Annotated in this window: 14 protein-coding genes and 1 tRNA gene; 10 read left to right on the top strand and 5 right to left on the bottom strand. The window is 46.5% G+C overall.

All coding sequences use genetic code 11. The annotated features are described in order from the left end of the window. Positions 1-144 precede the first annotated feature (144 nt). The 4 genes from hslR (at position 145) to TW84_RS23080 (ending at position 5,503) form a co-directional block, all read left to right on the top strand. Positions 145-531 carry a ribosome-associated heat shock protein Hsp15 gene (gene hslR, locus TW84_RS23095; protein WP_045977950.1) on the top strand — a complete coding sequence of 129 codons (387 nt, stop codon included), beginning with the start codon at positions 145-147 and terminating at the stop codon, positions 529-531. A gap of 54 nt (positions 532-585) precedes the next feature. Further along, positions 586-1,461 carry an Hsp33 family molecular chaperone HslO gene (gene hslO, locus TW84_RS23090; protein ID WP_045977949.1) on the top strand — a complete coding sequence of 292 codons (876 nt, stop codon included), beginning with the start codon at positions 586-588 and terminating at the stop codon, positions 1,459-1,461. Between the two features lie 339 nt (positions 1,462-1,800). After that, positions 1,801-3,432, top strand: a complete 1,632-nt coding sequence (gene pckA / locus TW84_RS23085; RefSeq protein WP_045977948.1) for a phosphoenolpyruvate carboxykinase (ATP) — start codon at positions 1,801-1,803, stop codon at positions 3,430-3,432. A 112-nt stretch (positions 3,433-3,544) separates the two neighbouring features. Next, positions 3,545-5,503 (top strand): AsmA family protein, encoded by a 1,959-nt coding sequence (locus TW84_RS23080; protein ID WP_045977947.1) that lies wholly within the window; start codon positions 3,545-3,547, stop codon positions 5,501-5,503. Here the strand turns inward: TW84_RS23080 and TW84_RS23075 are convergent. From TW84_RS23075 to TW84_RS23065, 3 genes are read right to left on the bottom strand one after another with little or no spacing between them, the layout of a single operon-like run. Next, positions 5,455-6,396, bottom strand: coding sequence for a bifunctional GNAT family N-acetyltransferase/hotdog fold thioesterase (locus TW84_RS23075; RefSeq protein ID WP_045977946.1), 942 nt, complete (start codon positions 6,394-6,396; stop codon positions 5,455-5,457). The genes TW84_RS23080 and TW84_RS23075 overlap by 49 nt on opposite strands. A gap of 57 nt (positions 6,397-6,453) precedes the next feature. Further along, on the bottom strand, positions 6,454-6,888 hold the full coding sequence (gene dtd / locus TW84_RS23070; RefSeq protein WP_006957227.1) for a D-aminoacyl-tRNA deacylase: 435 nt from the start codon (positions 6,886-6,888) through the stop codon (positions 6,454-6,456). Beyond that, entirely contained in the window at positions 6,860-7,801 is a 942-nt protein-coding gene (locus tag TW84_RS23065; RefSeq protein WP_420806561.1) for a virulence factor BrkB family protein, read from the bottom strand. Before TW84_RS23065 ends, dtd begins: the two co-directional genes overlap by 29 nt. A 35-nt stretch (positions 7,802-7,836) precedes the next feature. Here TW84_RS23065 and TW84_RS23060 point away from each other — a divergent pair, with 35 nt between their 5' ends. Continuing rightward, positions 7,837-8,478 (top strand): DUF2959 domain-containing protein, encoded by a 642-nt coding sequence (locus TW84_RS23060; protein WP_045977945.1) that lies wholly within the window; start codon positions 7,837-7,839, stop codon positions 8,476-8,478. A 133-nt stretch (positions 8,479-8,611) separates the two neighbouring features. On the opposite strand, the gene typA is transcribed toward TW84_RS23060, so the two are convergent. Further along, entirely contained in the window at positions 8,612-10,441 is a 1,830-nt protein-coding gene (typA, locus tag TW84_RS23055; RefSeq protein WP_045977944.1) for a translational GTPase TypA, read from the bottom strand. Between the two features lie 489 nt (positions 10,442-10,930). Here typA and glnA point away from each other — a divergent pair, with 489 nt between their 5' ends. The 5 genes from glnA (at position 10,931) to add (ending at position 18,924) form a co-directional block, all read left to right on the top strand. Next, complete coding sequence (gene glnA, locus TW84_RS23050; protein ID WP_045977943.1) at positions 10,931-12,340, top strand: glutamate--ammonia ligase; 1,410 nt, start codon at positions 10,931-10,933, stop codon at positions 12,338-12,340. 291 nt (positions 12,341-12,631) lie between these two features. Beyond that, the gene (gene glnL / locus TW84_RS23045) at positions 12,632-13,678 is read left to right on the top strand and encodes a nitrogen regulation protein NR(II) (RefSeq protein WP_045977942.1); all 1,047 of its coding nucleotides are present in this window, start codon (positions 12,632-12,634) and stop codon (positions 13,676-13,678) included. Positions 13,679-13,717: 39 nt separating this feature from the next. Beyond that, positions 13,718-15,124, top strand: a complete 1,407-nt coding sequence (gene glnG / locus TW84_RS23040; RefSeq protein ID WP_045977941.1) for a nitrogen regulation protein NR(I) — start codon at positions 13,718-13,720, stop codon at positions 15,122-15,124. 156 nt (positions 15,125-15,280) lie between these two features. Then, a complete protein-coding gene (gene gepA, locus TW84_RS23035) occupies positions 15,281-17,821 on the top strand; it encodes a phosphodiesterase GepA (RefSeq protein WP_045977940.1) in 2,541 nt (846 codons plus the stop codon). A 98-nt stretch (positions 17,822-17,919) separates the two neighbouring features. After that, positions 17,920-18,924 carry an adenosine deaminase gene (gene add / locus TW84_RS23030; protein WP_045977939.1) on the top strand — a complete coding sequence of 335 codons (1,005 nt, stop codon included), beginning with the start codon at positions 17,920-17,922 and terminating at the stop codon, positions 18,922-18,924. Positions 18,925-19,111: 187 nt separating this feature from the next. Here the strand turns inward: add and TW84_RS23025 are convergent. Then, positions 19,112-19,202 (bottom strand) — tRNA-Ser (locus TW84_RS23025). Between the last annotated feature and the right edge of the window lie 82 nt (positions 19,203-19,284).

Genomic DNA, 19,284 nt, shown 5'->3' with positions numbered 1-19,284 from the left:
AAACAGGCTAAATAGCTAACCGCCTGATTAACATGTAAAGCGGTGGAATTTTACCATATACCTTGAAAAATGCGCGCTTCATCACCATTGTTACAGCAATAATTTGGCACAAGATTCATCACCAGTTAGAGGCTAGTATCCACAATGGGTTCCCAAACTGAAGTAGTTAGACTCGATAAATGGCTATGGGCAGCACGTTTTTACAAAACACGCTCCATTGCGCGAAATATGGTCGACGGCGGCAAAGTTCACTATAATGGCCAGCGCAGCAAGCCAAGTAAAGCAGTTGAACTAGGCGCAATGATTACTCTTCGCCAGGGGCATGAGGAGAAAACCGTTGTTATCGAAAAAATTTCGGATCAACGACGTGGCGCTCCCGAAGCACAAACCCTCTATACCGAAACTGGGGACAGTCTTGCTAAGCGTGAAGAAAATGCCGCCCGTCGCAAACTTCATGCGCACAACCCAAGTCCAGAGCGCCGCCCCGATAAAAAGCAGCGTCGCGACATCATCAAATTCAAACATCAATAAATATCAGCCAACATTCGGCTGATATTAGTACCGTACGTACGAGGAAATGCTTACATGGCAAACAATGTTTTAAACCGCTACCTTTTTGAAGACCTTTCTGTACGTGGCGAGTTGGTACAATTGGATGAAGCTTACCAACGCATTATCTCCAGCAAGGAATACCCAGCGCCTGTTCAGGGTCTACTCGGCGAGCTCTTGGTAGCGACGACTCTGCTGACGGCAACGTTAAAGTTCGAAGGCTCTATCACCCTACAACTTCAGGGTGACGGCCCTGTTTCATTGGCTGTCATTAATGGCGACCATGATCAGAAAGTCCGCGGTGTGGCGCGCTGGGAAGGAGACATTGCTGAAGATGCGAGCATCCATGACATGATGGGTAAAGGCCACTTAGTGATCACCATAGATCCTAAGAAAGGAGAGCGCTATCAGGGTATTGTTGGCCTTGATGGTGATAACTTATCTGAAGTTCTTGAAAGCTACTTCGCAAACTCAGAGCAACTTAAAACACGTATCTGGTTACGTCTTGGGGAGCATGAGGGCAAGCAGCATGCTGCTGGTATGCTAATTCAGGTGATGCCAGATGGAACGGGAACACCTGACGACTTTGAACACTTAGAACAATTAACGGATACCGTCAAAAACGAAGAGCTATTTACGCTCCAAGCCAACGAGCTGCTTTATCGTCTCTACAACCAAGAGAAGGTTCGCCTGTTTGAGCCACAGCCAGTAGCATTCCATTGTGGTTGCTCACGCGAGCGCAGTGGCGCTGCGATCATGACCGTCGATCGTGCGGAAATAAAGGATATATTAGCGGAAGTCGGCTCAATTTCTCTGCATTGCGATTACTGCGGTACTGACTATACATTCGATGAAGCTCAGATCGCAGAGCTGTTTGATCACACGGATTCGGATAACGAAACGCTACATTAATTTTTTACATTTAAGAAGCACGTAATTTACCAGTCAAAAGGCCAGCACATCGCTGGCCTTTTTGTGATCAAAAGCCCGTAAAAATTGGACTTTAACGTAATAAAGCAACCACTTAATTTTATTCAATTAATAATTCTTTTTGATCTAGCGCAATCCTTTGCGCGCACGATACACTACTCCAGCCAATATGTGATGAGTCGCCTAAAACCATACAGGAATCATGGATTTTTTTTGAGCTGTATCCCTGTTTTCACAGAGACCCGTTGCTAGCATGGTGAGCAGATAATAACCAATACATTATTACAAAATCCCTACAAAATATTCCTACAAGGAGCACCTATGACCGTTATGGAACATGCAAAGGCTGCAACAATTGATCTTACCAAACACGGGCTTCACAACGTAAAAGAGGTTGTCCGCAACCCAAGTTACGAAATGCTGTTCGAAGAAGAAACACGCGCAGATCTGGAAGGCTACGAGAAGGGTGTAGTCACCGAACTAGGCGCAGTTGCCGTGGACACGGGTATCTTTACTGGACGCTCACCAAAAGATAAGTACATCGTTAAAGACGCAACAACAGAAGAGCACATGTGGTGGACTTCAGATGCGGTTAAAAACGACAATAAGCCCATCACTCAAGAAATCTGGAATGACCTCAAAGAACAGGTCACTAATCAACTGTCTGGAAAACGCGTGTTTGTTATCGACGGTTACTGTGGTGCTAACCCAGATACGCGTCTAAGTATTCGCGTTATCACTGAAGTCGCATGGCAAGCACACTTCGTCAAAAACATGTTCATACGCCCTAGCGAAGAGGAGTTGGCAACATTCGAACCTGACTTTGTAGTGATGAATGGTGCTAAGTGCACGAACCAGAAATGGAAAGAGCACGGCTTGAACTCTGAGAACTTTACTGTATTCAATCTAACTGAACGTATGCAGTTGATCGGAGGCACGTGGTATGGCGGTGAAATGAAGAAAGGCATGTTCGCGATGATGAACTACTTCCTTCCCCTGCAAGATATAGCCTCTATGCACTGTAGCGCAAACAAGTGCAAAGAAAATGGTGATGTTGCTGTCTTCTTCGGCCTATCAGGCACAGGTAAGACAACACTCTCAACTGACCCTAAGCGTGAGTTAATCGGTGATGATGAGCACGGTTGGGATGACGATGGTATCTTCAATTTCGAAGGTGGGTGCTACGCCAAAACCATCAAGCTTTCGAAAGAAGCAGAACCGGACATCTATAACGCGATTCGTCGTGACGCGCTACTTGAAAACGTAACCGTACGCAGTGACGGTTCAATTGACTTCGATGACGGTTCAAAAACAGAAAATACTCGAGTGTCTTACCCAATTGAGCACATTGAGAACATCGTTAAGCCAGTATCGAGAGCTGGTCACGCAAACAAGGTGATCTTCTTATCTGCGGATGCATTCGGCGTGCTGCCTCCTGTTTCCAAGCTGACTCCAGAGCAAACAAAGTACCACTTCCTATCTGGCTTTACCGCGAAACTTGCTGGTACTGAGCGTGGCATTACAGAGCCAACACCAACCTTCTCCGCTTGTTTCGGTGCGGCATTCCTGACACTACACCCAACCAAGTACGCAGAGGTACTGGTGAAACGTATGGAAGCGGCGGGTGCTGAAGCGTACCTAGTAAACACAGGTTGGAACGGCAGTGGCAAGCGTATTTCCATTCAAGACACCCGTGGTATCATCGATGCTATCCTCGATGGTTCAATTGAGAACGCAGAAACGAAACATATTCCAATCTTTAATCTGGAAGTACCGACTGCGTTGCATGACGTCGATCCAGCCATCCTAGATCCACGTGATACCTACACTGATCCACTACAGTGGGAAAGCAAAGCCAAAGATCTGGCTCAGCGCTTCATCAACAACTTCGACAAGTACACGGATAACGATGAAGGGAAATCACTGGTTGCAGCAGGCCCTCAACTAGATTAGTGATATCGTCACCAATTGCTTGGCTAAGCCCCTCTTTCGAGGGGCTTTTTGTTGCCTGAAAAGCAAAAATGTTCCAAGCTAGCTACATCTACTCCGAGGGAAGGTCGAGATTTTGAAGAAAGCACTGCTGCTGACTGCTATTGCTATTGTCAGCCTGATCAGCTTACCGCTACTGGCTCTGTTTGTTCTGCTTAACACCAACTATGCGAGCAAAGTGGTCAACGTGATGCTACAAAATCTGACCCCTTATACCATCACAACTCAGCAAGCGTCATACTCCCCTCCCTTCCAGCTAACATTAGAAGATGTTGAAATTAACACCGAGCCAAAAGCTACTCTCATCCCCAAGCTGACCGTCTGGTTGAGCCCAACGCTGTGGCAAAACAACCAAGCCTCATTTGACTCTGTCTTAATTGAAGGTGCCAATCTAGACATCAACGAACTGAATTCACCCTTGCTGCATACCATTAACTTGCAGCAACTGGCGCTGCAGCATGTCGACATTACTGCGCCGGGTTGGTCAGCTAGAGACGTCAATCTTCAGGTCAAAAAGCCTCAGTGGCTCAACCAAGAGCAAAACCTGCCTTATGGTGCCATTCAACTGTCAGCCGAGCAGCTGTATATCAAAGGAGAAGCATTAGATAACCTGCTGATCGACGCGCAATATCAGGCACAAGACAGCACCATCTATGGCGCTTCATTCAACTGGCATGGCGCAGAAATTTCCGGTCAAGCGGAACAATTTAGCCAAGGATGGTCGTTGATCAACGTCACTGTAAGCAGGCTCGATTTACCGCCCAATAGCTCTGTAGAGACATTACTCTCAAGGCTTAAATCGCTCGACCTACCGATTTATCATATCAATAGCCTCGACCTCCTCAGCAGCAACGTCCATTACGCAGGGTGGCAATTCAATCATCTCGATGCGTCTTTAGAGAATCTCACACTCGAGCGCCCTTTGTGGCAACAAGAACAAGGCTATATCTCGTTTGATGCTGAGAGTGTGGATTTCGACCAGCTAAGGTTTGTCGCACCGACAGCCAAGCTAGGCTTCACTCAAAATCGCATCTCAGTGGATGAGTTTGATACTGATTTCAAACAAGGCCGTGTCCAACTAAGTGGCACGCTGACACCAGAAAACATTGCACTTAACCGCTTAAAAATCACTAGCGTAAAATGGCTGGAGCAAACCAATCAGCTCATGAGTACTCTGGCGCAAATGTCACAACCTCTGCACTCACTTAAGATTGCTGAGCTCGACATCGAAAATGCCCAACTTATTCAAGTCGAACGTCCTCCCTACTGGCAGTTATCTGGCCTCAATATCGAAGGGCAGGAACTGACCTTGATTCATGATGATCAAGTCGGGCTTTACGATGGCAGCCTGGAAATAAGTGCCAACAATGCCAGTATCGAACAGCTGCTGACTACCCAAGCGGTGCTAAAAGCGTCGGCCAAACAGGGCAACATTACCTTAGAGCGCGCTTTTATCCCGCTAGATCAAGGTTATATCGAGGCAAGCGGTCAATGGCAGCGTCAATCTGTCAGTGCCCCATGGCAACTGTCACTGCATGCCGATGGTTTTCAGGTCAATCAACCGCTATTACAAGCCCAATTACCGTTTAAGCTTGCCGGGCTAGCTGAAGTCGAACTGGAAATGAGTGGCTTGTCTGGTGATTATTCAATGCTGGCGCATAGCATGAGCGGTACGCTGAATGGCTACCTGCATGATGGTGCGCTGGAAGCAAAGAGTGTCTATGGCGATCAAAGCTACCTGCAGCTCTGGCCATTAGATAAAATCACACTCCAAGCCGATCGTGGCCGAATTGAGATTGCATCAAAGGGGGAAAACGCGCAACTGGCAGGGACATTAGATATGACCAAACCTGAGTTTGGCACATTAATTTTTACCAGCGAGCATAACTGCCAGAGATTATGGTCCGATATATTCAACCTGACCAATGTGATTCAAGATGTGTGTGGCGAGCCGATTGAATCAACCGCACCCGCCAATGAAGCAAATCACTCTTCAGAAGATGAAGAGGCAGGCAAACCCAGCATCGACTTATAATTCGGTAGCAGCATATAAGTGCCAACAAACTCAACCGCTTGCGTATCGCCACTGTGAATAGTGACATGGATGACAATACGGGCTTTTCGACCGGAAGCAAGGCGGTCTAAGTCTCCACTAATCCCATCTAACGAGGTTGAAGCCACTGGGTTCTGCGTCACCGGATGACGGTAGCGAATCTGGCTGTCAGCTAGAACGATATCACCACTCAAACCACGCTCTTTCATCAACAACCACGTCATCCCCCACCCTGTCAGGGTCGCAAGGGTAAAGGCAGACCCTGCGAACATCGTGTTGTGCGGGTTGAGGTTAGGGTTGAGCTGAGAACAGCACTCGAATTGGTAACCCGTGTACTGATTGATCTTGATGCCCATCTTATCGCTGATAGGGATTTGATGCTCCCAGCGCTCTTGCAGCTCAGTACACCATTCAGGCTTACGCAGTACATTAGCCATTGGGTCGAGCTTTTTGACCATCTGCTGGTGACGCACAGGGCCACGCTCATCAGTTAATTCACCGCGCCGCTCAAAGCCGTTCTTTTCGTAGAAAGAAATGGCATCCTCACGCGCATTACACACCAGACGCTTAGCCCCTTCCTGTCGGGCAAGCGATTCCAGTGCCACCAGCACTAGCGAGCCCATGCCTTTGCTACGACGATTGCCTTTCACCGCCATATAACGAATTTGCGCTTCGCTGTCTGGAGTAATGTAAAGGCGGCCGATAGCCATAGGTCGACCACGACCATCGACAATCATACGATGGTGGCTCATAGGATCGTATTCATCACGCTCAGAGCCTAACGGCATACGCCAAGGTTCGCGCAGCATTTGCCAGCGAAAGTGGTAATACTTATTGAGTTGGTTATCTGTTTTTGGCGTGATCAGCTTAAACATAAAATTCCTTTTCCATGGAAACGCACTTGGCGCTTCCCCTCTAGCCTATCTTTATAATTATACCTGTAACCAAAAGGTTACTGGGCCGTCATTAACCAGTGATACTTTCATATCAGCAGCGAAGCGCCCTCGCTCTGTCGGCAGCACTTGTGAGCACTGGTCAGCGAAGTAATCGTATAAACGCTCAGCATCCGCTGGATGCGCTCCACGGGAGAAGCCAGCACGGGTACCTTTATTGGTATCGGCAGGCAAGGTAAATTGGGAAACCACCAGCACTTTACCTTCGACCTGTTTCACGTTGAGGTTCATTTTGCCTTCATCGTCACCAAATACTCGGTAAGTGGTCACACGTTCCATCAATCGCTTCGCTTTAGCTTCATCATCGTCCTTTTCCACACCAAGTAGAACAAGTAGACCTTGGTCGATTTCACCAACCACTTCACCATCAACGCGTACCGCGGCTTCACTTACTCTTTGGATCAGCGCTATCACTGCTTTTTCCTTCTTGCTGCTGTTTAATCGTTTCCGTCGAGTGTACCATTTCTTGGTCATCACTCCACTGCTCTTGCTCACCTAATGCAGCTGTGACCTCAGCGCCAATCAAAACAATCAGCCAGCACAAGTAAACCCAGACAAACAAAATCGGAATCGCGGCCAGCGCGCCATAAATTAACTGGTAGGAAGGAAATTGAGTAATGTACGCCGCGAAGCCTTTTTTACTTGCCTCAAACAACAGTGCCGCAACAATAGCACCGACTACTGCATGAGAAACATAGACCTTCTTATTCGGTACCAAGATGTACAACCCCATAAACGCAAAGAAAGACAGCAAAAAAGGCAGCCAGCGCAACAGGAAGTCGTAAGCCCCTGAAATGGCCTCGCTATCGATAATTTTTAATGACGTCACATAAGAAGTCGCGGCGATACTCGCTCCAACCAAGATCGGCCCTAGAGTCAGCACCATCCAATACATGGAAAATGAGAACACGGCACGCCGTTTGTGCTCCACTCGCCAGATGTAATTGAGATTCTTATCGATGTTGGAGATCAGCATCAAAGCGGCAACAAATAAGAACAAACCACCCACAGCGGTCATTTTACCCGTGTTAGCGACAAACTCGAGTAGCGCTTGCTTAACGGCATCCCCTGCTGCGGGCACAAAATGGGTAATGACAAAATCTTGAATCACATCCCCAGCGCTAGCGAATACAGAAAACGAAGACAGTACAGATAACAACACGGTTAACATAGGCACAATCGACAATAAGGTGATGTATGCCAGATAGCCCGCGTTGACATTCACTCTGTCATGCCCCATTCGGGTGAGCAGATATCGCCCAAAGTTCAGACTTTGCTTGCTCAATTGCTCGATATTCAACTTGTAACTCCTCATCAACTCCGCCATCCTAACATCATCATTTTAAAGGAAAGGACACAATCATGCCGTACTTACTGGCGCTGATGCTCTCCATTTTTACCCTCACTGGCTGTCAATCTGCTTATTACTCAGCGATGGAACAAGTAGGCTATCACAAACGCGACATCATGGTAGATCGTGTCGAAGATGCCAAACAGTCCCAGCAAGAAGCACAACAAGAGTTCACCAGTGCACTAGAAGCACTCTCAGCACTTACTCAGTTTGATGGTGGCGAGCTGCAAACCGTCTACAACCAAATTAACGACAAGTACCAAGACAGTGAAAAAGCAGCACAAGAAGTCAGTGACCGAATTGCAGCCATTGAAGATGTGTCAGACGCATTGTTTGCTGAATGGCAAAGCGAGTTAGATCTCTATACCAGCACTAAGCTCAAACGCGCAAGTGAACAGAAACTCAAACAGACTCAGCGTTCATACAACACTATGTTAAGCGCAATGAAGCGTGCAGAAGACAAGATGACACCTGTACTCAATACATTGCGCGACAATACGCTGTACTTGAAACACAACCTCAACGCGAGTGCGATTGGTTCTCTGCAAGGCGAGTTTGCCAACTTGGAACAAGTTATCCAGTACGCAATCAAGGATATGAATACAGCCATAGCAGAATCAGATAAATTCCTGCAAAAGCTCAATCAAAAGTAACAGTTTGAGGACTCAGCGACCATAGCTGTTAGCTGACGAAAAAAGCTACGCGTTCTTTACTGCTGCGAATAACAAAAAGCCCTGAGTTGATATCAACTCAGGGCTTTAAAGCTTAAATCACGATTAAGTGAAATTACTTAGCGTTACGCGCTTCACGCTTACGATCGCTTTCCGTTAGGAACTTCTTGCGGACACGGATACTTTCAGGCGTTACTTCTACTAGCTCATCATCATCGATGAACTCAAGTGCTTGCTCAAGAGTCATGATAATTGGTGGAGTAAGAACCTGCGCATCATCAGTACCAGAAGCACGAACGTTGGTTAGCTGTTTACCTTTCAGTACGTTTACTGTTAGGTCGTTATCACGGCTGTGGATACCAACAACCATACCTTCGTAAACTTCAACACCATGACCGATGAACATACGGCCACGCTCTTGTAGGTTGAATAGTGCGTTGGTTAGCGCTTTACCCATACCGTTAGAAATCAATACGCCGTTGATACGTTGACCGATCTCACCGCCTTTGTGAGGACCGTAGTGATCAAACGTATGGTAAAGAAGACCAGAACCCGACGTTAGCGTCATGAATTCAGTTTGGAAACCAATCAGACCACGAGATGGCATGATGAAGTCCATACGTACACGGCCTTTGCCATCTGGAGACATGTCAGTCAGCTCACCTTTACGTAAGCCGATGTTCTCCATGATGCCGCCTTGGTGCTCTTCCATCACGTCGATAGTTACCGTTTCGTACGGTTCCATTAGCTGACCATCTTCTTCTTTGATGATAACTTCAGGGCGGGATACCGCTAGCTCGAAACCTTCACGACGCATGTTTTCGATCAGGATTGATAGGTGAAGTTCACCACGGCCTGATACGCGGAACTTGTCTGGATCATCTAGTTGCTCAACGCGTAATGCTACGTTGTGTACTAGTTCTTTTTCTAGGCGTTCAAGGATGTTACGTGACGTTACGAATTTACCTTCTTTACCAGCAAACGGAGACGTGTTTACTTGGAAAGTCATGGTTACCGTTGGCTCATCAACAGAAAGTGCTGGCAACGCTTCTACTTGGTTTTGTGCACAGATAGTGTCAGAAATTTTTAGCTCACCAAGACCTGTGATTGCAACGATGTCACCTGCGTTAGCTTGGTCAACCTCGTGACGTTCAAGGCCTAGGTAGCCCATTACTGTGCCCACTTTACCGTTGCGAGTCTTACCATCCGCACCGATAACAGTGACTTGTTGGTTAGGCTTAACGCTACCACGAGTGACACGAGCAACACCGATAACACCGACGTAAGAGCTGTAATCCAGCTGAGATACTTGCATTTGTAGTGGACCGTCTAGGTCAACTTGCGGTGCTGTCACTTCTTCAACGATGGTTTCGAATAGCGGCTCCATATCTTCGCCAGTTGCGCCTTCTTCTAGAGAAGCCCAACCGTTAAGCGCTGATGCGTAAACCACTTTGAAGTCTAGCTGTTCATCAGTGGCACCTAGGTTGTCGAATAGGTCGAATACTTGATCCATAACCCAGTCAGGACGAGCGCCAGGACGGTCAATCTTGTTGATAACAACAATTGGTTTAAGACCGTGAGCAAACGCTTTTTGAGTTACGAAACGTGTTTGCGGCATAGGGCCATCAACAGCGTCAACAATCAGCAGCACTGAGTCTACCATTGACATGATACGCTCAACTTCACCACCGAAGTCCGCGTGTCCCGGAGTATCTACGATGTTGATGCGGTAGTCATTCCAGTTAATTGCTGTGTTTTTAGCAAGGATGGTAATGCCACGCTCTTTTTCGATGTCGTTCGAGTCCATGACTCGCTCTTCAGCTTCACCGCGAGACTCTAAAGTGCCTGATTGCTGTAGCAGTTTATCAACCAGTGTTGTTTTACCGTGGTCAACGTGCGCGATGATCGCGATATTTCTCAATTTATCAATCTGTGGAGTAGCCATGGATTTGATTCACTCGATAGTAGAAGCTCGCTTCAAACATGGTCGATGAATGAAGCGAGCTTACTTGATTAAAAAAACGGCCATAATGTACCAGATTTTAGCGAAAAACCCAGAAATATGTGATCTGATACGTTGGTTTTCTGAAGAATATGCTTTGATCGAACACAATATCGCTCTGAATATGCAAAATTGTGCATTGACATAGGTGGCGAATGGCGGCTGAATGGAATACGCTTTTGTTTCATATTGGTGCACCTTAAAAGCCATGCACCAATAGAGTGCAATCTAAGGTCATTTTGGTGCAAGCTGGTGCACCAAAATGACAGCAAAACCACTAATTTATTGAAATTAATGGAATAAATTTTTTGGCATGGTTTTGGCTTTATTGATATCAACATCGATTAATACGATTGAAATGAAATTAATCAATGCTGGATTTGTTCACCAATCGAGCTAACACCGCTTTAATAACACTGGAGGTTATCCAAGATGTCAGTTGAAAACGTTCTATCGCTGATCCAAGAAAACGAAGTTAAGTTTGTTGACCTACGCTTTACCGATACAAAAGGTAAAGAGCAGCACATCTCAATTCCTGCTCACCAGATCGATGCAGACTTCTTCGAAGAAGGTAAGATGTTCGATGGTTCTTCAGTTGCTGGCTGGAAAGGCATCAACGAGTCAGACATGGTTATGATGCCAGACGCATCATCCGCTGTACTTGACCCATTCACAGAAGATGCAACACTGAACATCCGTTGTGACATCCTTGAGCCTGCAACCATGCAAGGCTACGATCGCGATCCTCGCTCTATCGCCAAACGTGCTGAAGATTACATGCGCTCTACAGGTGTTGCAGATACCGTACTTATCGGTCCTGAACCAGAATTCTTCCTATTCGACGACGTAAAGTTCGCGACTGATATGTCTGGGTCTTTCTTTAAGATCGACGACGTAGAAGCCGCATGGAACACAGGTTCTGATTACGAAGAAGGCAACAAAGGCCACCGTCCAGGCGTGAAAGGTGGTTATTTCCCAGTGGCTCCTGTCGATTCATCTCAAGACATCCGTTCTGCTATGTGTCTAATCATGGAAGAAATGGGGCTAGTTGTAGAAGCTCACCACCACGAAGTAGCGACTGCAGGTCAGAACGAAATCGCTACTCGTTTCAACACACTGACTTCGAAAGCAGACGAAATCCAAATCTACAAATACGTGGTTCATAACGTTGCCCACGCATTTGGTAAAACAGCGACCTTTATGCCTAAACCACTTGTTGGTGACAACGGATCTGGTATGCACGTTCACCAATCTCTCGCTAAAGATGGCGTTAACCTATTCGCGGGTGATAAGTACGGCGGCCTGTCTGAAACAGCTCTATATTACATCGGCGGTATCATCAAGCACGCTCGCGCAATCAACGCATTCGCGAACGCATCAACTAACTCATACAAGCGTCTCGTTCCAGGCTTCGAAGCGCCTGTTATGCTGGCGTACTCTGCTCGTAACCGTAGTGCTTCTATTCGTATCCCTGTGGTACCAAGCCCTAAAGCACGTCGTATCGAAGTTCGCTTCGGTGATCCTTCGGCTAACCCATACCTATGTTTTGCAGCAATGCTAATGGCTGGTCTTGACGGTATTAAGAACAAGATTCACCCGGGTGAAGCAATGGATAAAGACTTGTATGATCTGCCAGCGGAAGAAGCAGCTGAAATCCCAACCGTCGCTTATTCACTAAAAGATGCACTAGATTCACTAGATGCAGACCGTGAGTTCCTAACAGCAGGCGGTGTGTTCTCTGACGACTTTATCGATTCTTACATCGGCCTTAAGTCTCAAGACGTTGAGCAAATAAACATGACGACTCATCCACTTGAGTTTGAACTTTACTACTCTGTGTAATCGCTCAATCGATTAACCCCTTCCTTCGAGGCTCACCTTTTTGGTGAGCCTTTTTTATGTCTTAGGTATCAGTGATACTTCACTTAAAATCTTTTTTATTCAAAGCCTTACGCACGGCAAGCTTATTGCATCTTTACCCCTCATAACGGGGCAATTAACAGCAGCGATATTGAAAAGCCTATGATACCTGGACTTTTCACTTCTTCTGCATGAGTTATTGCGCCATACTTGGAATGTGATCGCACCAAATTGGTGCGTTGCACATTTTAAGGTCAAGGATGAGGAACGACAGTGAGCAGCGAACTCGATAACATAATACTCAATCATCAGGTCACCTCCGTGATGATCATGAACGAATCGCTTCAGGTTCGTTATGCCAACCCAGCCGCCGAGCAGCTGTTTTCACAAAGCGCTAAACGTATCGTTGACCAGCCGTTGTCAAAGCTCATCCAACACGCTTCTATGGATCTCGCCTTATTGTCTCAACCGTTACAAAGCGGCCAAAGCATCACCGACAGCGATGTGACTTTTGTCGTCGATGGTAAACCCTTGATGCTTGAAGTGACCGTCAGCCCGATTTCTTGGCAAAAAGAGCTGATGCTACTGGTCGAAATGCGCAAAATTGGCCAGCAACGTCGCCTCTCGCAAGAACTCAATCAGCACGCTCAACAACAAGCCGCCAAACTGCTGGTTCGCGGTCTTGCTCATGAAATTAAAAACCCACTGGGTGGTTTGCGCGGCGCGGCTCAGTTACTCGAACGTATGCTGCCTGATCAATCTCTGATGGAATACACTCAAATCATCATCGAACAGGCAGACCGACTACGCTCCTTAGTCGACCGCCTACTTGGACCGCAAAAGCCGGGTAGGAAGCAACAGGAAAACCTCCATCTGATTCTGGAGAAAGTGCGACAGTTAGTCGAACTCGAAGTTAGTCAGTCCATCACGATTGAGCGCGATTACGACCCTAGTTTGCCAGAGTTTTTGATGGATTCGGATCAGATTGAGCAAGCGCTTTTGAATATTGTCAGCAATGCTGGCCAGATTCTGCAAAAACAGAACAATGGCAATATCATCATTCGCACCAGAACGGTGCATCAAACCAATATTCATGGCCAGCGCTGCAAATTAGCGGCGCGGGTGGAGATCATCGACAACGGACCGGGGATCCCCGCAGAGTTACAAGACACCCTTTTCTATCCAATGGTCAGCGGGAGAGAGGGTGGTACAGGATTGGGATTATCTATTGCTCAAAACCTGATAGACCAGCACCAGGGAAAAATTGATGTCGAGAGCTGGCCTGGCAGAACCACATTCACCATATATCTGCCAATTTAAATTTTACGTTAGTGGCATTGCTGAAAGGATAAGTTTGTTATGAGTAAAGGATACGTTTGGGTAGTAGATGATGACAGCTCGATACGCTGGGTCATGGAGAAAACCCTTTCATCAGCAAATATAAAATGTGATACGTTTTCTGACGCAGAAAGCGTTCTACTGGCACTGGAGCGCGAAACACCGGACGTACTGGTGTCCGACATTCGTATGCCGGGTATTGATGGGATAGAGCTACTCAAACAAGTTAATGAACGCTCACCAGACTTACCGGTGATCATCATGACAGCTCACTCTGATCTGGATGCCGCGGTCAATGCATATCAAAAAGGGGCGTTCGAATACCTGCCAAAGCCATTTGACGTCGATGAAACGCTAACCTTAGTCGAACGTGCCATTGCACATGGCCAGGAACAGAAACGCGAACAGGCAAATGCTGATCCCAACGACTACAGTGCACCGGAGATTATTGGTGAAGCGCCAGCGATGCAGGAAGTCTTTCGCGCTATCGGCCGCCTATCTCGCTCTTCAATTTCTGTCTTGATTAATGGTGAATCAGGGACAGGTAAAGAATTGGTCGCTCACGCCTTACATCGTCACAGCCCGAGAGCAAGTAAACCCTTCATCGCACTAAATATGGCTGCGATTCCCAAAGACCTGATTGAGTCAGAATTGTTTGGACATGAAAAAGGGGCATTTACTGGTGCCAACAGCATCAGACAAGGACGTTTTGAGCAGGCCAATGGTGGCACATTGTTCCTCGACGAAATTGGCGATATGCCGCTCGATATTCAAACGCGATTGCTACGAGTGCTTGCCGACGGCCAGTTTTATCGTGTCGGTGGCCACTCTCCAATCAGAGTAGATGTACGTATTGTCGCTGCAACCCACCAAAATCTGGAAAAGCTGGTTCACCAAGGTGATTTCCGTGAAGATTTATTCCATCGCCTTAACGTCATACGAGTTCACATTCCAGCATTGCGTGAGCGCAAACAAGACATAGAAAAACTCACCTTACATTTTCTTGCCTTGGCCTCAGAAGAGCTTGGTGTAGATATCAAAACCCTTCACCCTTCAACCATTGAAGTGCTCAACAGACTTAACTGGCCCGGTAACGTTAGGCAGTTAGAAAATGTTTGCCGTTGGCTCACCGTGATGGCCAGCGGTAGTGAAATTCTTCCTGCAGACCTACCCGCAGAATTATTGGAAGAGAGATCCAACGTCAACAACTTTGATGCTGATGTGAGCTGGCAACAACAACTGTCCTGCTGGGCTAGGCAGTCACTGTCCCAAGGGGATACTGAATTGCTCACCTACGCACTTCCAGAATTTGAACGTATACTTTTGGAAGCGGCCTTGGAACATACCAATGGCCACAAGCAAGATGCAGCCAAAGTTCTTGGTTGGGGTAGAAACACTTTGACCAGAAAACTAAAAGAGCTTTATTAACCGCTGACTCAATTAACTTATTCCATAAAGCCGGTCGCATTGTACAATTGATAGGCATTTTAAGGCTTTATGGGTCAGCATCAGTGCACTATGGCTGTTGGCTTGCAGACTCAAACTCGCTAATACGGATTTTAGTTTCAAGTACGTAAGGACAGCATGTCGGCAACTACGCAAATTACATTGAGAACCGCGGTCGTTCTACCTTTTGTAATGATTTTTATCTTAACAATCGGGGTCATCGTTACTTTACAAAAACGCAGCTATGAAGAAATGGTGCGAGACATCAGTGACAAGCAGCTCACCGCACTAACAGATAATGTCACCCTGGAACTGAATGATTTCTTAACTCGCCCACTTCAGGCCAGTTTAGCTCTCAGTCACAACATTGGCTTTAATCAACTGTATGAGAATGGGAACACCTCTGTCATACAACACTTTCTTCTCACCAGTTTCCAAGGTCTCTATCACTCTATCCCACAACTCGATGTCATCGGCTTCGGAGGTGAAGGTGGTGAATACGTTGGATTTCGCAAAGAAGCAGACCAAGGATATACCTTGATGATTCAGGATGACCGTACAGAGCAGAAGTTGGTCATTTATCGTGGGCAAGTTGTCAGTAATGATATTCGCTCAGTATTTGAAGGTTATGACCCACGTATTCGCCCATGGTATGCACCAGTCGCAGACAGTCTTTCGCCTATGTGGTCATCCATTTACGCTAACGCTGACGAACGTCAGGAAATCACTTTATCGGCGTTAACCCCCGTCTTTCAAGATCAGCGCTTTCAGGGGGTCGTTGTTACTGATGTTAGAATTAATACCTTCAATACCTTCCTTAAAAAACAGCAAGAGAAAACCCGTGCTACGCTCTACTTGTTTGATCAAGAGCAGCGGTTGGTTGCCCACTCCACTGGTGGAAGTGTCGTTTCTTGGGGAACACCATTGAGCGACAAAGGCCAACGCCTATTAGCGACTGAAAGTTCTAGCCCTGTGATAAAAGCCAGTGCCGAATTTGCATTTGCCCAGCACTATCACACATCACCGAACATTAATCGCTTTAACTTAGAGATTAATGGTGAGCGATATTTTAATCACATCACACCTTACACTGATGATTTCGGTCTCCAATGGTACATTGGCATCGCAATTTCAGAATCCGAGCTGCTTGGCCAATTGCCAGAGAGTCAGCGCGACAGTTGGGTAATAGGCATCATCGCGAGCTTTATAGGCATTCTGATTGGTTTACTGGCCTTTAATCGAGTTGTAAAACCGATCACCTCTACCGTTGCAGCAGCCAAGCACTTAGCTAGAGGCGATTGGGATAGCACGATGCCACAGCCCGGGTTTATCTACGAAACCAACATGTTGGTATTTGCCTTCAACGAAATGGCTAATAACCTCAAAGCGTCTTTTCGTGCGCTGCGCTCTCAGTTGCTATTTGATTCTCTGACTAGACTGTATAGCCGAGAAGGTTTGATCGAGACATGTGATACCTTACCCAAAATGAACGGCTGTCTGATGCTCATTGGGATCAACAAATTCCGTGATATCAATGACAGTTTGGGGCATTACAAAGGAGATCAGTTGCTCATCATCATCGCAGAGAGGTTAAAGGCCTTATTTGATGATGATTGTTACATGGCTAGAATAGGTGGTGACGAGTTTGCGGTTTATTTCACCGAACCTCTCAGCAAAGAGCAAATCACTTTTGCAACACACAGAGTTCAACAAATGTTTGCCGCTCCTTTTGTGATGGAACAGGACAGTGTAGTCGTCAACGTATCGATCGGTGTCGTGAGCGAGAGCAAACACAGTAATATGACACTATGGCTGCGTAACGGAAGTATCGCATTAAGCACAGCCAAACAAGATCTCAATCAAGTTAGCCACTACAAACCAGAAATGGCGGACATTTCTCGTAGGCGCACCTTAATGCAAGCCAAAATCAAGGATGCCCTTGAGCACAGAGAATTTGTGCCATTTTACCAACCAATTGTCGACCTCAATACGGGCGCTATTATTGGCGCAGAAGCACTCGCTCGCTGGCTATCTCCCGCTTCAGGCCTCATCTCACCACTCGACTTTATTCCTATTGCAGAAGAAAGCGGGTTAATTGGCTCTATCGGTGAGCAAATACTTACCCAAGCCTGTAATGATACCGTGAAAGGCATGGAAGAAGGCAAATGGGACGAAGACTTCCATCTGCATGTCAATTTGTCAGTTAATCAGCTTTCTCAGCCAAACCTCATAGATTCACTGCGCTCGGTACTTTCTTCGTCAGGTTTACGCGCTGGCAACCTGACTTTAGAAATCACAGAGTCAAGGATTGTCGATAATGATCCCGTCATCGTCAAAAACATGCAGGCTATTCGCGATCTGGGTATTCATATCGCCATTGACGATTTTGGTACGGGCTACAGCTCACTGGCGTATTTGCACAAGCTACCATTCGACTGCCTGAAGATAGATCGAACTTTCGTGCAAAAGATGGAAAGAGAGAATCTAGATACTTCCATTGTTGCTGCCATCATCAACATGACTCGTGGTATGAAAGTTGATTTGGTCGCTGAAGGTATAGAAACATCAGAGCAGGCGCAAATGCTGACTTCTCTCAATTGTCCTCAGGGGCAAGGGTACTTGTTTAGCCGACCAGTTCCGTTTGACGAGTGGCCAACAAATCTGGTTAACATGAAGTAAATAACATCACTCTTGGTCGGTTTTGCGAGCATTTGTTACTGACACTTCTGGCATTGATTCTTATACTTAGCTCAATTCAGACAATCGGAATTACTATAATGATAACCAAGAACATACCACTTACAGATTTGCACCGTCACCTTGACGGAAATATTCGCACCAAAACAATTTTAGAACTTGGCCAGAAATTTGGTATTGCCCTGCCAGCGTACGATGTTGAGTCACTAACGCCGCATGTTCAAATCGTTGAAGCAGAGCCGTCTCTTGTCGCGTTCCTATCTAAGTTAGATTGGGGAGTATCTGTTCTTGGTGATCTGGATGCCTGTCGCCGCGTCGCTTACGAAAACGTTGAAGATGCATTGAATGCACAAATTGATTACGCTGAACTTCGCTTCTCACCTTACTACATGGCGATGAAACACAAACTGCCTGTGGCTGGTGTGGTTGAAGCAGTTGTCGATGGTGTGGAAGCTGGTATTCGTGATTTTGGTATCAAAGCTAACCTAATTGGTATAATGAGTCGTACATTCGGTACAGACGCATGTCAGCAAGAGTTAGATGCGATTCTGACCCAACGAGATAAAATCGTTGCTGTTGACTTAGCAGGAGATGAATTGGGTCAGCCGGGCGATCGCTTTGTGAAACATTTCACTCAAGTCAAAGATGCGGGTCTAAATGTCACTGTTCATGCAGGTGAAGCTGCCGGCGCTGAAAGCATGTGGCAAGCAATTCAAGAGCTAGGAGCCACTCGTATTGGCCATGGTGTCAAAGCGATTCACGATCCTAAACTAATGGATTACCTCGCAGAAAACCGTATTGGTATTGAGTCTTGTCTAACCTCTAACTTCCAGACCAGTACGGTAGAATCACTCACCAACCACCCGATCAAACAATTCCTTGATCACGGTGTACTCGCCTGTCTAAACACCGATGACCCAGCAGTGGAAGGTATTGAGCTACCATACGAATACGAAGTGGCTGCACCGCAAGCGGGCCTGTCACAGGAAGACATTCGTCAGGCACAGAACAATGGCTTAGAGCTGGCATTCATCTCGGATGCAGAGAAGCAAGAACTTAAGAATAAAGTCGCCAACCGCGCTTAATCTTTTTACTCGCTTTTTTGGCCGACATTATGTGTCGGCTTTTTTGTATCTTCAGCAGCAAGATATAGAGATAATAAGTTCAGTTTTTAGGTTTCCAAAGCTGCCCTTTATCGAAGCTAAATAGTGTTTGTTTTTAATACTAGAAATGCAAAAAGCCCGTTGCGCTAGCAACGGGCTTTCTTAATAGTGGCGGAGAGATAGGGATTTGAACCCTAGATACGCTATTAACGTATGCCGGTTTTCAAGACCGGTGCTTTCAACCACTCAGCCATCTCTCCACAAATTGTCATCGCCAGATTAGTACACTGATGATGTAGTTACACGTATTACGAGTAACGATATTTAAAGCCTGGCGATGTC

It is taken from the genome of Vibrio neptunius, assembly GCF_000967495.1.
GTDB lineage: Bacteria > Pseudomonadota > Gammaproteobacteria > Enterobacterales > Vibrionaceae > Vibrio > Vibrio neptunius.
The sequence above is the reverse complement of the archived record's forward strand: the minus strand, read 5'-3'. Positions and strand labels throughout refer to the sequence as shown.